The organism is Leclercia sp. EC_58 (genome assembly GCF_019584355.1).
Lineage (GTDB): Bacteria > Pseudomonadota > Gammaproteobacteria > Enterobacterales > Enterobacteriaceae > Enterobacter.
In genome coordinates, this window is record NZ_VDAM01000001.1 from 3,764,662 (window position 1) to 3,780,896 (window position 16,235).

A 16,235-nucleotide genomic window follows, 5' to 3' on the forward strand; every position below is an offset into this window, starting at 1 on the left:
GGGGAAATATTTGAAGCGGTGCGGGGAGGGACAGAATCAGGCTCCTACACCTTTCATCCCTTCTGGCGTGTAGCGTTCTCCGACAACCGGGAGAGTGGATAGCGCGATCCGCAACGCGTCCAGCTCGTCACCGCTGAGCTGGAGATCAAGCGCCACGGCGTTTTCGCTAAGATGCTGGAGATTGCAGGTGCCCGGGATGGGCACAATGTTGTCTCCCTGCGCAAGTAACCAGGCCAGCGCAATCTGTGAGGGTGTGCAGCCTTTACTGACGGCAAGAGCTGTTATTACCTCCACCAGGGAGTGATTTTTTGCCAGGTTCTCTGCCTGGAAGCGAGGAAGCGTAATGCGAAAATCGCCATTCTGAGGTACCGGCTCATGTTGAAATCTGCCCGTCAGAAAGCCTCGTCCAAGGGGCGAATAGGCCACAAATCCTATCCCAAGCGTTTTACACAGTGGAATGACACTGGCCTCGGCCTCACGACTCCAGAGGGAATACTCTGTCTGAACCGCCGCGACAGGATGAACCGCGTGAGCGCGCCGGAGCGTCTCTGCACTGACCTCACATAATCCGATGTGGCCAATTTTCCCCTCCTTAACCAGCTCCGCCAGCCCGGCCATCGTCTCTTCAATCGCGGTTTTGCTGTCAATACGGTGCACGTAGTAGAGATCAATATGCTCCACCCCAAGGCGTTTAAGCGACGCTTCACAGCTTTTGCGCGCGTAGTCAGGTCTATTGCAGAGCTCTCTTTTGTATTCGCCGGGCTGTCGAACAATGCCAAATTTTGTTGCCAGCTTCAGGGCGGGCTGACGTGTTTTAATGAATTTTCCCAGTAATTCCTCGTTGTGCCAGGGGCCATAGGTATCAGACGTGTCGAGGAAATTCATTCCCAGGTCCAGCGCCTTATCCAGCACTGCCAGGGATGCTTCGTCGTCATGTGGCCCATAGAATTCGCTCATACCCATACAACCCAGACCAAGCGCAGAGACCGTGAGGGAGGAAGTCAGATTACGTTTTTGCATGTTTATCTCCTTGTGAGGATTGCAGTATCATCCTGCGATAAGTGATAAAACAGAGTTGAAAACGGAGAGCCGTTTTCCATAAACGGAAAATATGAAAGCAGATTTCAACTGGGACGATACGCGGGTATTTCTGGCCATTGCCCGCGCGGGGACGCTGAGTGGCGCAGCGGAGGCCATGAATATGGGTATTGCCACGCTCTCAAGAAGACTGGATCGGCTTGAAAGCTCGCTGGCAGTACCGCTATTCAGCAGACATCAGAGCGGCTATCGGTTAACGGATGACGGGGAGGCGCTTCTGGAGCGGGCGGAGGCGCTTGAAAGTGCAGGGCTTGCCTTCGGAGAGTCTGCAAAATTACAGGTTAACGTCGCCGGGCTTGTTCGGCTGGCGACATCCGACAACCTGGCCACGCATTTTATTCTTCCTTCGCTGACAGGATTGCTGGATAGCTACCCCGATCTGCGGGTTGAACTACTCAGCGGCGTGTCGTCGGTCAATCTGCACCGCAGGGATGCCGATTTAGCGATACGTATGGTTAAACCTGACAGCGGAAATCTGACGCTGAAGCGGCTTGGCACCGTGGGATTCGGGCTTTACGCCGACCGGACATATTTAAAACAATGGCAGGGTAAGGCCTCTGAGTTACTGCTCAGTCATGGGCAGTATATTGGCTGGTCGGAATCTCATCAGCACCTGCCCGCTGCGCGGTGGATAACACGGATGCTGCGGGGCAGGCCCTGTCGGGTAGAAGCGAATACGCTGGCAGCACAATTATCGGCCGTTTCAGCGGGTCTGGGGCTTGGGATTTTGCCGCACTTTATGGCGAGGGAAAACGCGCTGCACTGCGTCAATTCAGATATTGGTGTGGATCAGACATTATGGTTAGTTATGCACTCAGATCTGGCACACTCCCGGCGAGTCAGAGTCGTTGCAGATCACTTGATAGCGTTATTTGAAGAGATGAACGATCGTCTCGCGATGCCCTGACCTTGTGCACTGTATACCTCAGGAAGAGCGCAAGTCTCTTCCCTGAACATATACAGAAACCGGGCCCGCTTAGTGCGGCCCGGCCCTCTAACCTTTCGAACCTACTCCATCACCCGCGCCCGCTTCCCTCGCTGCTCTTCCTCGCTTTCTGCCGCCTTCACCAGCGTAAAGTTAAAGTTCACCTCTGTATGCTCCCCTGCGAGATCGCGCGCCTGCGCCACAGCCGCGTCCGTCACCTTCACCGGGTCCGCAATCAGCTCCGCGCGGGTCGCGAAGGCAAAGTCATCCCAGAGATACTCATCCCCGTTGAGGTTGATCTGGGTGGTCAGGTGCTTGTACCCCGGCGCGGATACAAAGAAGTGCACGTGGGCCGGGCGGTTGCCGTGACGGCCAATCGCGGTCAGTAGCTTCTGGGTTGGGCCATCCGGTGGGCAGCCATAGCCGCACGGCACGATGCTGCGTACGGCGTAGTGGCCATCTTCCCCGGTGCGCACGCGGCGGCGCAGGTTGTATTCGCTCTGGGACTGATCAAAGAACGAGTAGCCGCCAAGGGTGTTGGCATGCCAGATATCCACGATCGCGCCCGCCACCGGCTTACCGTTCAGATCGGTCACCTGGCCTTGCAACCACATAGTTTCGCCCTGCTCTTTCCCGTCGTCCATGCGGGCAAAACCTTCGCTCAGCGGGGCGTTGGCGACATATAGCGGCCCTTCAATGGTGCGCGGAGTGCCCACGTCATTGCCGGATGCGGCTTCCTTCTCGTCGGCACGCATATCGAGATAGTGCTCCAGACCCAGTCCCGCCGCCAGCAGCGCCGCTTCCTGGCGTCCGCCCAGCTCGTTAAGGTAGTTCACCGCAATCCAGAACTCTTCATCCGTGACGTCGAACTGCTTGATGGTCTTGCACAGGTCGCTCAGTAGCTGGTGCATGATGTTCTTTAAACGATCGTTACCGCCGGTGGAATTTAAGCCGCTGCTGATCGCGAGTAAGGATTCCAGTTCGGTTTGATGCGCAGGATTCACAGACATTGCATATTCCTCTTTGTAGGGTACGTTTGTTGTTATTGCGAGTGATGAATGGATGAGGGATGCGTACACAGAGGCTGCACGCTGATCTCCATCCACGGGTAGAGCGGCAGCGCGGTCAGGATGTCGTGCAGCTCCTGGTTGTCCGCCACATCGAAAATGCTGACGTTGGCGTACTGCCCGACCACGCGCCAGATGTGCGGCCACTTGCCTTCGCGCTGTAAGCGTTGGGAGTAGGCTTTCTCTTTCGCCTTGATCGCTTCAACTTCTGCCGCAGGCAGCGAGGACGGGATGTTGACGGTCATTTCCACTTTAAAAAGCATCACGTTTTCCTTTTATTGACGTGCGTAATGGCGCAGCTTGTCTTCATCGATTTCAATGCCCAATCCCGGCCCCTGCGGTAACGTCACCTCTCCCTGGCTGAACGCGAGCGGACGGACCACGATGTCATCCTTCAGCAGCAGCGGGCCGAACATCTCGGTGCCCCACTGCATCTTCACCGTCGACCAGGCGTGCAACGAGGCGACGGTGCCAAGCGTACCTTCCAGCATGGTGCCGCCGTACAGCGCCACGCCTGCCGCCTGGGCCACGTGCGCCAGTTTCAGGGCCTGCGCCGGGCCGCCCGCTTTGGCGATCTTCAGGGCATACGCTCCGGTAAAGCCGCCGCTCGCCAGGGCGTAGCCGTCATGGCTGGTCGCCACCGCTTCGTCGGCGAGGATCGGCACCACAAAACGCTGGCTGAGGGCAATAAGCCCTTGCCGATCCCACAGCGGGATCGGCTGTTCCACCAGGTCGATACCGCCCGCCTGTAGCTGCGTCATCCCTTTGATGGCGGTGGTCAGATCCCAGGCCTGGTTGACGTCCACTCGCACGCTCACCTCGTCCCCCAACGCGGCCTTGATCGCCAGGGCGTGACGAACGTCCTCCTCCAGCCCGCGGGCACCGATTTTCAGCTTGAAGGTGTTGTGTCGCCCCTCTGCCAGCAGGCGTTTACCCTCTTCGATATCGTTCTGGGTGTCGCCACTCGCCAGGGTCCAGAGCACCGGCAGGCGCTGAGTCAATGCCCCGCCCAGGAGTGAGCTGACCGGCAGACCCAGCGCCTTGCCCTGGGCATCGAGGAACGCAGTTTCGAGGGCGGATTTGGCAAAGGTGTTGCCCTTCACGTGGGCGTTCATCCTGTCGGCGAGCTGCGCCACGCCGCTGAACGACTGGCCGCACAGCAGCGGGGCGAGATAGGTTTCAATGGCGGATTTGATCGCTTCCGGGCTTTCCGGGCCGTAGCTCATGCCGCCGATGGTGGTGGCTTCGCCCCAGCCGGTAACGCCGTTCGCGCAATCCATTCTGACGATGGTAAGCGTCTGGCAACCCATGGTCGCCATCGACAGCTTGTGCGGGCGGATGGTGGGAATGTCCACCAGCCAGCAGGCCAGGGATTCTATAGTGAGGGTCATGTCATGCTCCTGCGGGTTAAAAAGGCCAGCACCTGCTGGTTAAAGGCATCCGGACAGGCGACGTTCGACAGGTGCGAGGCGGGTAACGCCACACATTCCGTCTGCTTCGCCTGGGCTGCGAGCCACCGGGCGTCCTGCACGGTGGTGACCGGATCTTCCTCCCCTGCGATAGCCAGCATCGGGCGCAGCATGGCTGCCACCTCATCGCGGAGATCCGCCGTTGCCAGCGCTTCGCAGTAGGCGGCGTAACCTTCGGCTGGGGTGTCGGCCAGACCGTCAACCAGCAACTTCACCATCCCGGGATTGCTTTGGCGATATGCCGGGGTGAACCAGCGCGCCGCCGCGGTGCTGGCGACCGGGGCCATCCCCTGCTGACGCACCATTGCGGCGCGCTGCTGCCAGCCTTTCGCTTCGCCGATTTTTGCCGCGGTGTTTGCCACCACGATGCGATCAAAACGCGACGGGGCGTGGCGGTTGAGCCACATCCCGGTCATGCCGCCCAGCGAGATGCCGCAGAAAAAGGCGCGTTCAATATCCAGATGATCGAGCAGGGCAATCACGTCCTGCCCCAGCGAGTCGAGAGTGATTCCCCCAGCCGAAACCGGGGAGCGGCCATGCCCGCGCGTGTTGTAGCGCAGCACGCGAAAATGGCGGGTAAAGTCGGCCATCTGTCCCTGCCACATCTGCCAGGTGGTGCCGAGCGAGTTGGAAAGCACCAGCAGCGGCGCCGCTTCCGGGCCGTCGAGGCGATATTCGAGATCCATTCACGCCTCCTCGGTTTCGGCGTTAAGGGCAAAAGTCAGCGCCACCGGGGTGACGGACTGGAGATACTCCGCCGTCACGTCGCCGAACAGCTCGCGCACCACAATGCCTTCGGCTGTGATGTCCATCACTGCCATGTCGGTGTAGATCCGGTCGATGCAGGCCATGCCGGTCAGCGGATAGGTGCAGGCTTTGACGATTTTGCAGTCGCCCTGGCGGGTCAGATGTTCGGTCATCACATAGACGCGCTTCGCGCCAATCGCCAGGTCCATCGCCCCGCCGACGGCGGGAATTGAAGCGGGTTCGCCGGTGCTCCAGTTCGCCAGATCGCCGCGCTCGGAGACCTGATAGGCCCCCAGCACGCAGATATCGAGGTGGCCGCCGCGCATCATGGTGAAAGAGTCGCCGTGATGGAAATAGCAGCCGCCCGCCAGCAGCGTCACCGGCTGTTTTCCGGCGTTAATCAGCTCCGGATCTTCACAGCCCGGTTCCGGCGCTGGCCCCATACCGAGAATGCCGTTTTCGCTGTGCAGGAAGATCTCGCGGTCCGCAGGCAGATAGTTGGCAATCCGCGTCGGCAGGCCGATGCCAAGGTTGACGTAGGCCCCTTCCGGGATGTCGCGGGCGATGCGTTCGGCCAGCTGTTGATGGGTCAGTTTATTCACGGGCTCTCCTTATGCGCTCTGCGGCAGACGAATAGGTGCGACCGTCACCACGCGCTGGACAAAAATCCCCGGGGTCACCACCGCCTCCGGGTCGAGCTCGCCGAGGGCGACAATCTCGCTCACCTGGGCAATGGTGCAGCGGGCGGCGGCGGCCATGATCGGCCCGAAGTTGCGCCCGGTTTTGTCGTAGACCAGGTTGCCCCAGCGGTCGGCCTTCAGGGCTTTGATCAGGGCGAAATCGGCTTTTAACGGGTACTCGAGGACATAATCTTTGCCGTCGATATGGCGGGTCTCTTTGCCCGCCGCCAGCTCGGTGCCAAACCCGGTGGGGGTGAAGATCGCCCCCAGCCCGGAGCCGCCCGCCTGAATACGTGCCGCGAGATTGCCCTGCGGGACCAGCTCCAGCTCGACTTCGCCGCGGCGGTAGAGATCGTCAAAGACCCAGGAGTCGGTCTGGCGCGGGAAGGAGCAGATCACCTTCTTCACGCAGCCAGCTTTCAGCAACGCCGCCAGGCCATAGTCACCGTTGCCGGCGTTGTTGCTGATCAAGGTCAGATTCCGCGGCTGACGGCGTATCAGGGCATCGAGCAATTCGGTGGGCTGTCCGGCGGCGCCAAATCCGCCCACCATCACCACCGCGCCGTCAAAAATGTCCGCCACGGCACCGTCGGTGGCGGCAATCCGTTTATCAATCATTTCGTTACCTCGTTGTTATTCGTGGACGGCAGGCTGCGCAGAGCGATCCACGCCAGCAGGGCATAGGCCATCAGCAGCAGGGAGATCGGCCAGGAAGCGTCGAAATGCATCAGCAAGGCCACCGCCAGCATCGGCCCCAGGCCGCCGGAGAAGATCGAGCCCACCTCATGCCCCAGCGCCAGGCCGGAGTAGCGCACACGCACCGGGAACAGGTCGCTCATGATGCAGGGCTGGGTGCCGATCATTGCCCCGTGGCAGAACGGCAGGCCGAGCAGCATCGCCAGCATGATCCAGCCGTAGTCGCCGGTGGAGAGCAGCCAGAAGAACGGAAAAGCCATCACCAGCAGGCCGATGACGCCGATGTAGTAGACCGGCTTCAGGCCAATGCGATCCGAGAGCGCGCCCCAGAAAAGAATGGAGAAAAACTCCACCAGCATCGCCAGGGTCACGGCGCTGATGATCTCCCCGGTGCCGATACCGATGTGTTTGGCGTAAACCACCGAGAAGGTAAAAAAGATATAGGAGGCGCCATTCTCCGGCAGGCGCAGAGCGATGGCCTGCATCAGCGCTTTCGGGTGCTCGCGCATAAGCACCATCAGCGGGATCTTCTCGTGTTTTTCTTCCGGTCTGGCCTGAGTAAAGGCTTTGCTCTCGCGGATGTTTTTGCGGATATAGACCCCGACCAGGAAGATGACGATGCTCAGCAGGAAGGGCACGCGCCAGCCCCAGCTCATCAGCTCCGCTTCCGGCAGCTTCTGCACCAGGTAAAAGGCGAAGGCGGAGAGGACAAACCCGCCGGAGACCCCCATCTGGCTCCAGGCGGTAAAGTAGCCGCGACGGGACGCGGGGGCGTTCTCGCTCAGCATCAGCACCCCACCGCCCCACTCGCCGCCCGATGCCACGCCTTGTAAAAAGCGCAGCGTGATCAGAGAGAGCGGCGCCCAGATGCCAATCTGCGCGTAGGTCGGCAGCAGGCCGATGACAAAGGTGGTGGCCCCCATCAGGGTCAGGGTCATGATCAGCGTCATCTTGCGACTGTAGCGATCCCCGAGATGACCAAAGACGATCCCGCCCAGCGGACGGGCGAGGAAGCCCACCGCAAAGCCCGAGAAGGCCAACAGCGTGCCCTGCATCGGGTCGCCGCCCACCGGGAAGAAGAGCGGGCCAAACACCAGCGCCGCGGCGGTGCCGTAGAGGAAGAAGTCATACCATTCCAGGGCATTACCCAGTACCGAGGCGAACACCAGCTTGCGCATTTGCCCGGCATCGTGTGGAACGGCAGCCGCAGCGTTGCAGTTTTCAGTCACGACATTGCTCATCAGCGTTACCCTTATAGTTGGTTTTACGCTTCCACATCATGCCCGATGGCATGGTAGCGACGGTTAAAGTAGACCAGCCCGCGCGGCGCTTCGCTGATGCGTATCGCCTGCACCTGGCAGTAGAAAACGGTGTGGCTACCCACTTCATGACAGGTGTCGATCAGGCAGTCGAAGCTGGCGACCGACGAACTGAGCACCGGCGCGCCACTGGCCATCACCTGCCAGGAGTCATACGCAAAACGCTGCTCGGAACGCAGGCTGGCGTTGGCGAACACCCCGGAGAGATCCTGGTGGTCGCTGGAGAGGACGTTGACGCACAGCGCCCCGTTCTGCTTGAAGTGCGCGTTGGCATAGGAGTTGCGGTTCATACAGACCAGCAGCGTCGGCGGCGAGTCCGTGACGCTGCACACGGCAGAGGCGGTAAAGCCAAATTTACCCGCCGGGCCGTCGGTGGTGATCACCGAGACCGCACTCCCCAGCTGTGCCATCGCGTTACGAAATTCGGTTTGCAGTGTCATAAGGGTTTCCTCACAGATCGATGACTAAACGGGCGTTTTTCGCCCGGGAGCAGCACAACAACATCTGGTCGCCGTCGGCTTTCTCTTCGTCGGTCAGGTAGCTGTCGCGATGGTCCGGCTCCCCCTCCAGTACGTCGGTCAGGCAGCTGCCGCAGATCCCCTGTTTGCAGGAGACACAGACCTTCAGCCCGGCCTGGGCCAGCGCCTCGACGATGGTCTGGTTCTCCAGCACCTGGACGGTAATGCCGCTTGCGGCGGCGACCACCTCAAAGGCCGCACCACCGGTGACAACTTCGGCGCTGAAGCACTCCTGATGCACCTGCTCCGGGCGATAACCGAGGCGGCTCGCCTCGTCGGTGACCGCATCCATCAGCCGGGTCGGACCGCAGGTGTAGACGTGGGTATTGGCCGGGACGTCGCTCAGCACCGCTTTCAGATTCAGGCGTTGCGTATCGCTGAAGTGCAGATGCACGCGGTCAGCCCAGGCCGCCTGCTCGAGCCGGGTAATAAACGCCGCCCCGGCCCGGGTGCGGGCGCAGTAGTGCAGGCTGAAGGAACGGCCGCTGGCGTGCAGTTCGGCGGCCATCGCCAGCATTGGGGTGATGCCGATCCCGCCGCCAATCAGCAGGCAATGGCTGGCGGTCTCCTCCAGCGCAAAGAGGTTGCGCGGATCGCTGACCTGGATGAAATCCCCAACATTCAGCGCATGAGCGGCAAGGGAGCCCCCCTGGGACTTTTTGTCTTTCAGAATGCCGAGCTGGTAGTGGCGACGATCCTGCGGGTCGCCGCAGAGGGAGTACGGACGCACCAGGCCGTCTGCCAGATGCAGATCGATATGCGCCCCCGCGTTGAAGGCCGGGAGATCGATACCGTCAGCATGCGCCAGCGTCAGCAGGACCACCTCGCCCTGCAACTCCCGCCTGATAACCTGTAATGTCAGCATGTTGGCTCCTTAACGCATAAACAGACCGCCGTTGATGTCCCAAGTCGCCCCGGTGACAAACGACGCCTGCTCTGATGCCAGCAAAGCCACCGCCTGGGCGACAAACTCTGCTTCGCCTAACTGGCCGACCGGGATCATCCCCAGCAGCCCGGCCATCTTCTCTTCCGGCACCAGGGCGTGAACCATCGGCAGATCCAGCGGGCCCGGGGCGATGGCATTCACCGTCACGCCGGATTTGCCGAGCTCCCGGGCAAAGATTTTGGTCAGGGTCAGGATTCCGCCCTTCGAAGCGGCGTAGTGGGCGCCGGAGGCGGTGCCGCCGTTCTGCCCGGCTAACGAGGCCAGGTTGATGATGCGGCCGTAGCCACGACTCGCGAAGTAACGCCCCAGGGTCTGGCAGCCTATAAAGGTGCCGCGCAGGTTGGTGGCGATCACCCGATCGAACTCCTCCACCGTAATCTCCATCACCGGCGTTGCCAGCGTCAGGGCGGCGTTGTTGACCAGTACCTCCAGGCTGCCGAAGCGTTCAGTGGTCGCCTCGAGCGCCTGCGCAAAATCCTGCGGCTGGCAGATATCTAACCCCAGCGCCAGCACCCTGCCCTGGCCGTCATCAAGACGATCCGCAGCTTCGCAGGCGCGGGCCACATCAACGTCGGTTAATACCACCTGATACCCCTGCGCCAGCAGGTGAGCGGCAATCACGTTGCCCAGACCGGCGGCCGCGCCGGTCACTAATACGGTTTGCGTCATGGGCAATTCCTCAGAGGATGTAGCCGATGCTGTGCAGCACATCGTCGCTGTTGACCAGGCGGATCACCTTCCGGGTAATCAGCAATCTGCCCTCCTGCGGTGCCAGGTGCCAGGTGATGTCCGCGGCGTAGTGGCGGTTATGGCCTTTGCGGTGCTCCCACAGGGACTGCGCCCCGCGCACCACGATCAGATCCTCACTGGATTCCAGCAGGCGGAAGCGTGACAGGGTACGCAGCGTTCTGGCGCGCGGCGTGGTGGAGATGGACTCCCCGCTGTAGAGGCGCTTCACCCGCTTCTCCCGCATGTGGTGATCGTCGCAGGCGTAGTTGAGGGTGTTTTTAAAATCGGTTTCGTTCGGGTCGATAGGTACCACGTACAGGCCGTCGCGCTGCCAGAGATCCAGCCAGGCGTTGAACTCGCCCTGGTCCAGCAGATCGCCTTCGAGATTGATTACGGACATCGCCGCAAACAGCACAGAATCTGGCGTCATCATTTTTCGCTCTCCGTCATCAATTTTTTCCACTGCTGATAGGCCGCGCGCATCCCGGTTTCGGCGCTGACGTCGCTGCGCAGGCCATCGTCGGTGCGATACTCCCCGGCCAGGCCGCGGTTAAGCATGATCCACAGGTCATCCCCCGCGGTGGCCCCGCGCTGGACGCGCTCCCAGGCCTCGGAGTCGTCCGGCGTGCCAAAGCCCATCGGCCCCTGGAAGTGCTCGTGCAGACGCAGGCGCGCCTGGTTCGCGATCTCCGGTCCGCCGTCCATGGTGATCACCGCGTGATGAATTTCGGTTTCCATCACTGAGATGGGTTGCAGGACGCGGAAGAAGGCCATCGAACAGGCGATGTTCGGGAACAGGTTGAGGTTGAAGCCGGAGCCGCCTACCGCGCGCACGATGCGCCTGACCTGCTCTTCGTCGTGATCTTTGCGCAGTTCGTCCGCCAGCCCGATAAAGCGTTCCGGGATTGGCGCGTCGAGATTGGCCTCCAGATCCACCAGCTCGGGGATCATCACCATGACGCTGTGGCCGTTGCCGAGATCTTCGACATAGCCGCTGCCGTCCACGAAGTTGAGCATCTCTTCGGTCTGCTTATCGACGGAACTCAGGAAGGAGCGGTGCACCACCGGGAAGTGATAGCCGTCGGTGGTGTTCTCCAGCTGGATCTTCCAGTTGCCCGGGAAACGGAAGCGGTGCGCAGGCCCGGTTTTGATCGGGTAGCCCGCCCCCTGCTTCATAAAGAGATCCATCCACTTCTTCGCCGCACCGAGGAAATCCTCCAGCGGTTCGATCTGCTCGTTAAAGGTGGCGAACACCATGCCCGCATACTGCTCGGTACGCAGGGAGACCAGCCCCAGTTCGTTCTTCTCCAGTTGGTCTGCATAGCTTTCCGGGTGCGGCACGCCGCGCAGGCTGCCGTCCAGGGCGTAGCCCCAGCCGTGGTAGGGGCAGACGAAACTGTTGGTTTTGCCGCTGCGGTGTTCGCAGACGGTGGCCGCGCGATGGCGGCAGCGGTTCAGCAGGGTGTGGATGGCGCCCTTGCGGTCACGTACCACGAACACCGGCTGGGTGCCGATCTCGGTGGTTTTGAAGCTGCCGGTCTCCGGGATCTCGCTGACGTGCGCCACCCAGACCCAGGTTTTGCTGAAAATACGGTCCAGCTCCAGCTGGAACAGCTCGTCTGAGGTGTAGAGCGAGGTGTGAACGCGGTCCGCCTTCACCAGAGCCGCAATCGCTTCCCGGCTCGGGGCCGTCGGCGTCGTGGTATCGATATTTTTGACGTTGATGATCTGGTCACACTGCATAATCTGTCTCCTGCTCGTCGTCGAGGTTCTAATTGTTGTCAGGTACCGGTAGCGCATCCGCCGCATGCCAGTGGCTTACCGGCCTGCTGAACAGGTTGCGGGTGGTAAAATGGTGCATGGTCATCTCCCCGGCTTCGCGACGGAAAATAATCTGGATCTCTGCCGCGTTCAGGTGCGCGCCTCCTGCGGTAAAGGTGGAGGTTTGCAGCATCTGCCAGCGGCCATGCAGCTCGCCGTCGGCATCGTGCCAGAGCGCCTCGGAGCATAAAAAGTGGCCATTCAGGGCGAAGTGCGCAGGCGTGCGGACGTAGCTCGCCATCATCGCTTCAATCGCCTCGCGCCCCTGATGCCTGCCCAGCCGGGTGGCGTAGGGTTCACCCAGCCCTTCCCAGCAGGCGTCTGCGCTGAACAGCGCGCCAATGGCCTGTACCGTCTCCATGCTGTCGAGGCGATCGCACAGCCGCATGTAGTTGCTGATACAGACCCGGGCGGCCTGCTGATCCTCAAGCTGCTGTAAACGCAGCGCATCCTGTGGGCTCATGGTGTGCTCCGTCACTGAATGATCAGTTCGCGACCGACGCGGGCTTCGATCTTGCAGTACTTCCACAGCTTGTACTCGCCGTCGCCCACCGGGGTGGTGCGGAACAGATTGCAGGCGGCCACCACGCTGTCGAGATTGTCGGCATCGGCCAGCACGTAGGTGGTCCAGGGCGAGGTGGTGGACGGGCCTACCATCAGGCGGTCATCGTCCATGTTGCCGATGACGCGGATGCCCTGGGTTTCGTCGATGCCTTTCATCATCACGCCGAACGCGCCCCACACCTGTTTGGCTTCTGCCGGGGTGGCATCAAAAAAGTTCTGGTTCACGCCGATGCAAAACAGCACGCGTAAGGTTGTTGTCTGGCTCATCTGTTGCTCCTTTGGTGAAAATTACAAATAACCCGGCAGAGGCTGGCCACCGAAATAGACCGTACCGGCGTTGAGATAAGAGAGATCGCCCATAAAGGCGTGCTGGGTGATCACCAGGGTGTCGCGGACGTAGCGTTGCAGCGGACTTTTCATAGTGATGCCGCCCATGCCGTTCAGCGCCAGCGCCTGGCGGGTAACTTCAGCGGCCACGCGGGTGGCGTGGGTGGAGGAGAGCCGCAGGGCGTTGATCTGCGCGCAGGCAGGATCATCCCCGGCAAGGATGCACTGCCACACCTCGTCGATGGCCTCGTAGAACCAGGCCCGGGCGGAGCGCAGTTCCGCTTCGCAGCGGGCTATCTGCATCTGCGCCTGCGGACGGTCGGCCAGGCGCGGCGCGCCGGTCACCGACTGCTGGCGATGGGCAATGGCATAGATTTCATTCAGGGCGGCGCGGGCGACGCCGAGCGCCACCACCGAGAGCACCTGGGTGGCAAGGGAGAGCACCGGATAGCGATAGAGCGCCCCCTCCAGGTTAAGGGCGCCGCCGCGCACAAAGGTCCACTCCTGCGGCACAAAGGCATCGTTGACCACCAGATCGTGGCTGCCGGTTCCGGCCAGGCCGACGGTGTTCCAGACCGGATCGATCTGCACGCTATCGCGGGGCAGCACCGCCATGCGCGGCAGCGCTTCGCCGCTCTCCGGCAGAATACCGACGCCAAAGACCGAGGCGCCCATGCTGCCGCTGGCAAAGCCCCAGCGGCCCGAGACACGGTAACCGCCATCCGCCAGCACCGCTTTCTGCGGCGGGAAGATGCCGCCCGCGAAGACCACGTCCGGGCCGTCACGGTAGAGTTCTTTTAAGGTGTCCGGCGGCAGCGCCCCAAGATAGAAGGGGCTCATGCCGAAGCTAGCGACCCAGCCTGCGGAGCCATCAGCGGTGGCAATCTGCTCGATCAACTCACAGAACTGTGCCGGGGAGCACTCTTCGCCGCCGTAGATTTTGGGGACTAACGCACGATAGACGCCAACCTGCTTAAACCGGGCGATGATGTCGTCTGAGATATGACGCTGTTGCTCAAAATCGGCGCTGCGGGTGGCGACTTCATTCAGCAGTGGAACGAGTTCCTCACGAACATGAACGGCAGACATAGCTTCCTCCCAAAAGAGTGTGCGGCCCGCAGAGAGACGCGTGCTGCCGCAATGAGTGGTACTCACTGAGTTAGTGTTGAAACTGTCGGTAAAGCGGGATGGTTAGCGGCGTCGTCGCTCAGAGAGCCATTCAGCCGCCTGCACCAGCAGCCCTTCGTGACCTTTGGCGGCAACGAGTTGCAGCGCCACCGGGCGGCCATCAAGCGTGCCCGCAGGCAGGGTCAGCGCCGGGTGGCCGCTGAGGTTGAACGGGCGCACCAGCCGGGTGAGATTGACGACGCTCAGCGGATCCTTCGCCTCTTCCAGCGTGGGCGGCAGTTCCGGCAGAGTTGCCAGCGCCAGCAAGGGCGTTTTCGCCAGCTGGTCATCCACCTGGGCGGTAAATGTGCGGCGGATGGCCTCTGCGGCCTCAAGGGCACGGGCATCGATCCCGGCTCCGGCACGGATGCGGGTGGCGACGTCGGCAGAGACCCTGTCGTCACTCAGTAGCGTTTTAAAAGCCTGCCAGTTTTCATGGCTGATGAGGGTCAACCCGGCGCGATGGGCATCCCCCAGCAGCGGCAATTCAGCCTGACGCGGTTGCAGGTCAGCCTGGGCGAGGAAGTTCAACAGCAGGGAGTCGATGCTGATGAGCGCCGACGGGATAAAGCCGATGGCGGGCATTCTGTGCAGCGGCGCGTCAACCGGCAGCGCCAGACGGGTCAGCACGTCACGCAGAACGTCCGGCTCGCGGGCGAAGATCCCCACACAGTCCAGGGAGCTTTGCGCGGGCATCACCCCTGCCCTGCTCAAGGCACCGTAAGTGGGTTTTAAGCCGAGGATGCCGCAGCAGGCAGCGGGCATACGCACCGATCCACCGGTATCGGTGCCGAGCGCAAAATCCACCTCACCAGCAGCCACCACTGCGGCAGAGCCGCTGGAGGAGCCGCCGGGGATCAGGTCAGGAAACAGCGGGTTAACCGGCGTGCCGCCCCAGGGGTTGATCCCGGTGACGCCAAACGCCAGCTCGTGCAGGTTGGTTTTTCCGGTCAGGATGCACTTCTGCCCGAGAAGGGTTGCGACCACGTCGGCATGCTGTTCCACCGCCGGGTTTGCGGCCAGCGCCGGGCAGCCTGCACGGGTGGGAAAGCCTGCGATGTCGAGGGTGTCTTTTACCGCGAAGCGGAGATCGCCTTCGCCGAGGGTACATCGGGTGACAAAACCATTGCTCTCAGTAACAGGCTGCATAATTTGCACCTTAACCAGAAAAAACGAATCATATTAGGGTGACGCACTCTTCGCTGCGGTTCGACCCACGTTTGTTCTGGTCAATCATGGAAGATTTAGATGAATATTCAAGTAATATTTCACGTTAATTTTACGAAAAAATAACACTGAAACATTTTTCTAACAATTCATCGGGAGAGGCTTAGGATGATGATAAATAACAATAAACGCGGCGCAGAAACGAAAAAAGAGCCGCTCTGGTCATCAGAACGGCTCTTTTATAATGTTATATTTTACAGTGAGTTATTTTGAATTTTTAAGGCTGTCACAAATCCGCAATTCTCTGCGGGAACTATTCAAAGCTCGTTGAGGTTGTCGAGTACTTTCGACAGCGAGAGGTTCATTTTTTCCCGCTGGGCCGCGGTCATACCCTTAAAACCCTTCTCGAAAACCTTGCTGGTAAGACGGTGTGCCTCGGCCACTTTTTCGCGTCCGGCATCGGTGAGCATCACTTCGGTCACCCTGGCATCCTGCACGCTGCTGGCGGTGGTCACCAGGCCATCATCCCGCAGGCGACCAACGATTTTGGTAACGGTGGGCATTTTGGCCATGGCGTATTCGGCGATCTGCGAAATGCTGGCCTTACCGTACTGCTCGGTAATCATCAGCACCCGAAAGCGGGACACATCAAGCTGCACCTTTTTCAGTGTGATTTCCATCACTTGCGTATAACGCGCGTAGACGTTAACTATCCAGTAGAACGGGAACTCTTCGCGGTGAAAAGTGGGGCCGCTGTCTGACGATGTGTTCGTATGACTCATGAAATGACGTTCCAGAAGTAATGCATTGACCGCAATTATACCCGCTATTTATCCCCCGCTATAGCCCGATCGCACCCTGCCCCCTGCTGTTAACAATTCGCTGCGCCGCAAAAGCCGATCGACATCGCATTATGATTCGAAAACGCTACGAGATTAACAATTACGTATCATTTTTTAAACAGAACATTGACGTCCATGCCTGCGGTTTCCTAT

The 16,235-nt window shown here is 60.6% G+C and carries 19 protein-coding genes; 1 reads left to right on the forward strand and 18 read right to left on the reverse strand.

Annotated features, from left to right (window positions below; genetic code table 11):
- Window positions 1-36 precede the first annotated feature (36 nt).
- Complete coding sequence (locus tag FHC51_RS18405) at window positions 37-1,020, reverse strand: aldo/keto reductase (RefSeq protein WP_220436294.1); 984 nt, start codon at window positions 1,018-1,020, stop codon at window positions 37-39.
- A 91-nt stretch (window positions 1,021-1,111) separates the two neighbouring features.
- On the opposite strand from FHC51_RS18405, the gene FHC51_RS18410 reads away from it, so the two are divergent.
- On the forward strand, window positions 1,112-2,005 hold the full coding sequence (locus FHC51_RS18410) for a LysR family transcriptional regulator (RefSeq protein ID WP_220436295.1): 894 nt from the start codon (window positions 1,112-1,114) through the stop codon (window positions 2,003-2,005).
- Between the two features lie 101 nt (window positions 2,006-2,106).
- Here FHC51_RS18410 and catA read toward each other — a convergent pair whose 3' ends face one another.
- From catA to FHC51_RS18495, 17 genes are all read right to left on the reverse strand, one after another.
- Window positions 2,107-3,033 carry a catechol 1,2-dioxygenase gene (gene catA, locus FHC51_RS18415; RefSeq protein ID WP_220436296.1) on the reverse strand — a complete coding sequence of 309 codons (927 nt, stop codon included), beginning with the start codon at window positions 3,031-3,033 and terminating at the stop codon, window positions 2,107-2,109.
- Window positions 3,034-3,065: 32 nt separating this feature from the next.
- Window positions 3,066-3,353: a muconolactone Delta-isomerase gene (gene catC / locus FHC51_RS18420; RefSeq protein WP_103179973.1), complete on the reverse strand. Its 288-nt coding sequence runs from the start codon at window positions 3,351-3,353 to the stop codon at window positions 3,066-3,068.
- A 12-nt stretch (window positions 3,354-3,365) separates the two neighbouring features.
- The gene (locus FHC51_RS18425) at window positions 3,366-4,481 is read right to left on the reverse strand and encodes a muconate cycloisomerase family protein (RefSeq protein ID WP_220436297.1); all 1,116 of its coding nucleotides are present in this window, start codon (window positions 4,479-4,481) and stop codon (window positions 3,366-3,368) included.
- Entirely contained in the window at window positions 4,478-5,245 is a 768-nt protein-coding gene (gene pcaD, locus FHC51_RS18430) for a 3-oxoadipate enol-lactonase (protein ID WP_220436298.1), read from the reverse strand. The genes FHC51_RS18425 and pcaD overlap by 4 nt, the downstream gene beginning before the upstream one ends.
- Complete coding sequence (locus FHC51_RS18435; protein ID WP_114386481.1) at window positions 5,246-5,908, reverse strand: 3-oxoacid CoA-transferase subunit B; 663 nt, start codon at window positions 5,906-5,908, stop codon at window positions 5,246-5,248. It abuts the gene before it with no gap.
- A gap of 9 nt (window positions 5,909-5,917) precedes the next feature.
- Window positions 5,918-6,604: a 3-oxoacid CoA-transferase subunit A gene (locus FHC51_RS18440; RefSeq protein ID WP_220436299.1), complete on the reverse strand. Its 687-nt coding sequence runs from the start codon at window positions 6,602-6,604 to the stop codon at window positions 5,918-5,920.
- Entirely contained in the window at window positions 6,601-7,860 is a 1,260-nt protein-coding gene (locus tag FHC51_RS18445; RefSeq protein WP_220436728.1) for an MFS transporter, read from the reverse strand. The genes FHC51_RS18440 and FHC51_RS18445 overlap by 4 nt, the downstream gene beginning before the upstream one ends.
- An 86-nt stretch (window positions 7,861-7,946) precedes the next feature.
- Window positions 7,947-8,441, reverse strand: coding sequence for a flavin reductase (locus tag FHC51_RS18450; RefSeq protein WP_114386477.1), 495 nt, complete (start codon window positions 8,439-8,441; stop codon window positions 7,947-7,949).
- Between the two features lie 10 nt (window positions 8,442-8,451).
- Window positions 8,452-9,384, reverse strand: a complete 933-nt coding sequence (locus tag FHC51_RS18455) for a PDR/VanB family oxidoreductase (protein WP_220436300.1) — start codon at window positions 9,382-9,384, stop codon at window positions 8,452-8,454.
- 9 nt (window positions 9,385-9,393) lie between these two features.
- Window positions 9,394-10,134 carry an SDR family NAD(P)-dependent oxidoreductase gene (locus FHC51_RS18460; RefSeq protein ID WP_220436301.1) on the reverse strand — a complete coding sequence of 247 codons (741 nt, stop codon included), beginning with the start codon at window positions 10,132-10,134 and terminating at the stop codon, window positions 9,394-9,396.
- Between the two features lie 10 nt (window positions 10,135-10,144).
- Window positions 10,145-10,624, reverse strand: a complete 480-nt coding sequence (locus FHC51_RS18465) for an aromatic-ring-hydroxylating dioxygenase subunit beta (RefSeq protein ID WP_220436729.1) — start codon at window positions 10,622-10,624, stop codon at window positions 10,145-10,147.
- Window positions 10,624-11,937 (reverse strand): Rieske 2Fe-2S domain-containing protein, encoded by a 1,314-nt coding sequence (locus tag FHC51_RS18470; protein ID WP_220436302.1) that lies wholly within the window; start codon window positions 11,935-11,937, stop codon window positions 10,624-10,626. Before FHC51_RS18470 ends, FHC51_RS18465 begins: the two co-directional genes overlap by 1 nt.
- Before the next feature lie 28 nt (window positions 11,938-11,965).
- Window positions 11,966-12,478, reverse strand: coding sequence for a nuclear transport factor 2 family protein (locus FHC51_RS18475; protein WP_220436303.1), 513 nt, complete (start codon window positions 12,476-12,478; stop codon window positions 11,966-11,968).
- A gap of 11 nt (window positions 12,479-12,489) precedes the next feature.
- Window positions 12,490-12,846 (reverse strand): IacB protein, encoded by a 357-nt coding sequence (locus tag FHC51_RS18480; protein ID WP_220436304.1) that lies wholly within the window; start codon window positions 12,844-12,846, stop codon window positions 12,490-12,492.
- A gap of 21 nt (window positions 12,847-12,867) precedes the next feature.
- Complete coding sequence (locus FHC51_RS18485) at window positions 12,868-13,995, reverse strand: acyl-CoA dehydrogenase family protein (RefSeq protein ID WP_103822321.1); 1,128 nt, start codon at window positions 13,993-13,995, stop codon at window positions 12,868-12,870.
- Between the two features lie 102 nt (window positions 13,996-14,097).
- Window positions 14,098-15,222 (reverse strand): amidase, encoded by a 1,125-nt coding sequence (locus FHC51_RS18490; RefSeq protein WP_220436305.1) that lies wholly within the window; start codon window positions 15,220-15,222, stop codon window positions 14,098-14,100.
- Window positions 15,223-15,557: 335 nt separating this feature from the next.
- Window positions 15,558-16,022: a MarR family winged helix-turn-helix transcriptional regulator gene (locus tag FHC51_RS18495; protein WP_103822323.1), complete on the reverse strand. Its 465-nt coding sequence runs from the start codon at window positions 16,020-16,022 to the stop codon at window positions 15,558-15,560.
- Between the last annotated feature and the right edge of the window lie 213 nt (window positions 16,023-16,235).

Coding starts and splice junctions, on each gene's coding strand:
- FHC51_RS18405 (WP_220436294.1), bottom strand. CDS start 1,020: ATGCAAAAACGTAATCTGACTTCCTCCCTCACGGTCTCTGCGCTTGGT.
- FHC51_RS18410 (WP_220436295.1), top strand. CDS start 1,112: ATGAAAGCAGATTTCAACTGGGACGATACGCGGGTATTTCTGGCCATT.
- catA (WP_220436296.1), bottom strand. CDS start 3,033: ATGTCTGTGAATCCTGCGCATCAAACCGAACTGGAATCCTTACTCGCG.
- catC (WP_103179973.1), bottom strand. CDS start 3,353: ATGCTTTTTAAAGTGGAAATGACCGTCAACATCCCGTCCTCGCTGCCT.
- FHC51_RS18425 (WP_220436297.1), bottom strand. CDS start 4,481: ATGACCCTCACTATAGAATCCCTGGCCTGCTGGCTGGTGGACATTCCC.
- pcaD (WP_220436298.1), bottom strand. CDS start 5,245: ATGGATCTCGAATATCGCCTCGACGGCCCGGAAGCGGCGCCGCTGCTG.
- FHC51_RS18440 (WP_220436299.1), bottom strand. CDS start 6,604: ATGATTGATAAACGGATTGCCGCCACCGACGGTGCCGTGGCGGACATT.
- FHC51_RS18445 (WP_220436728.1), bottom strand. CDS start 7,860: ATGCGCAAGCTGGTGTTCGCCTCGGTACTGGGTAATGCCCTGGAATGG.
- FHC51_RS18450 (WP_114386477.1), bottom strand. CDS start 8,441: ATGACACTGCAAACCGAATTTCGTAACGCGATGGCACAGCTGGGGAGT.
- FHC51_RS18455 (WP_220436300.1), bottom strand. CDS start 9,384: ATGCTGACATTACAGGTTATCAGGCGGGAGTTGCAGGGCGAGGTGGTC.
- FHC51_RS18460 (WP_220436301.1), bottom strand. CDS start 10,134: ATGACGCAAACCGTATTAGTGACCGGCGCGGCCGCCGGTCTGGGCAAC.
- FHC51_RS18465 (WP_220436729.1), bottom strand. CDS start 10,624: ATGACGCCAGATTCTGTGCTGTTTGCGGCGATGTCCGTAATCAATCTC.
- FHC51_RS18470 (WP_220436302.1), bottom strand. CDS start 11,937: ATGCAGTGTGACCAGATCATCAACGTCAAAAATATCGATACCACGACG.
- FHC51_RS18475 (WP_220436303.1), bottom strand. CDS start 12,478: ATGAGCCCACAGGATGCGCTGCGTTTACAGCAGCTTGAGGATCAGCAG.
- FHC51_RS18480 (WP_220436304.1), bottom strand. CDS start 12,846: ATGAGCCAGACAACAACCTTACGCGTGCTGTTTTGCATCGGCGTGAAC.
- FHC51_RS18485 (WP_103822321.1), bottom strand. CDS start 13,995: ATGTCTGCCGTTCATGTTCGTGAGGAACTCGTTCCACTGCTGAATGAA.
- FHC51_RS18490 (WP_220436305.1), bottom strand. CDS start 15,222: ATGCAGCCTGTTACTGAGAGCAATGGTTTTGTCACCCGATGTACCCTC.
- FHC51_RS18495 (WP_103822323.1), bottom strand. CDS start 16,022: ATGAGTCATACGAACACATCGTCAGACAGCGGCCCCACTTTTCACCGC.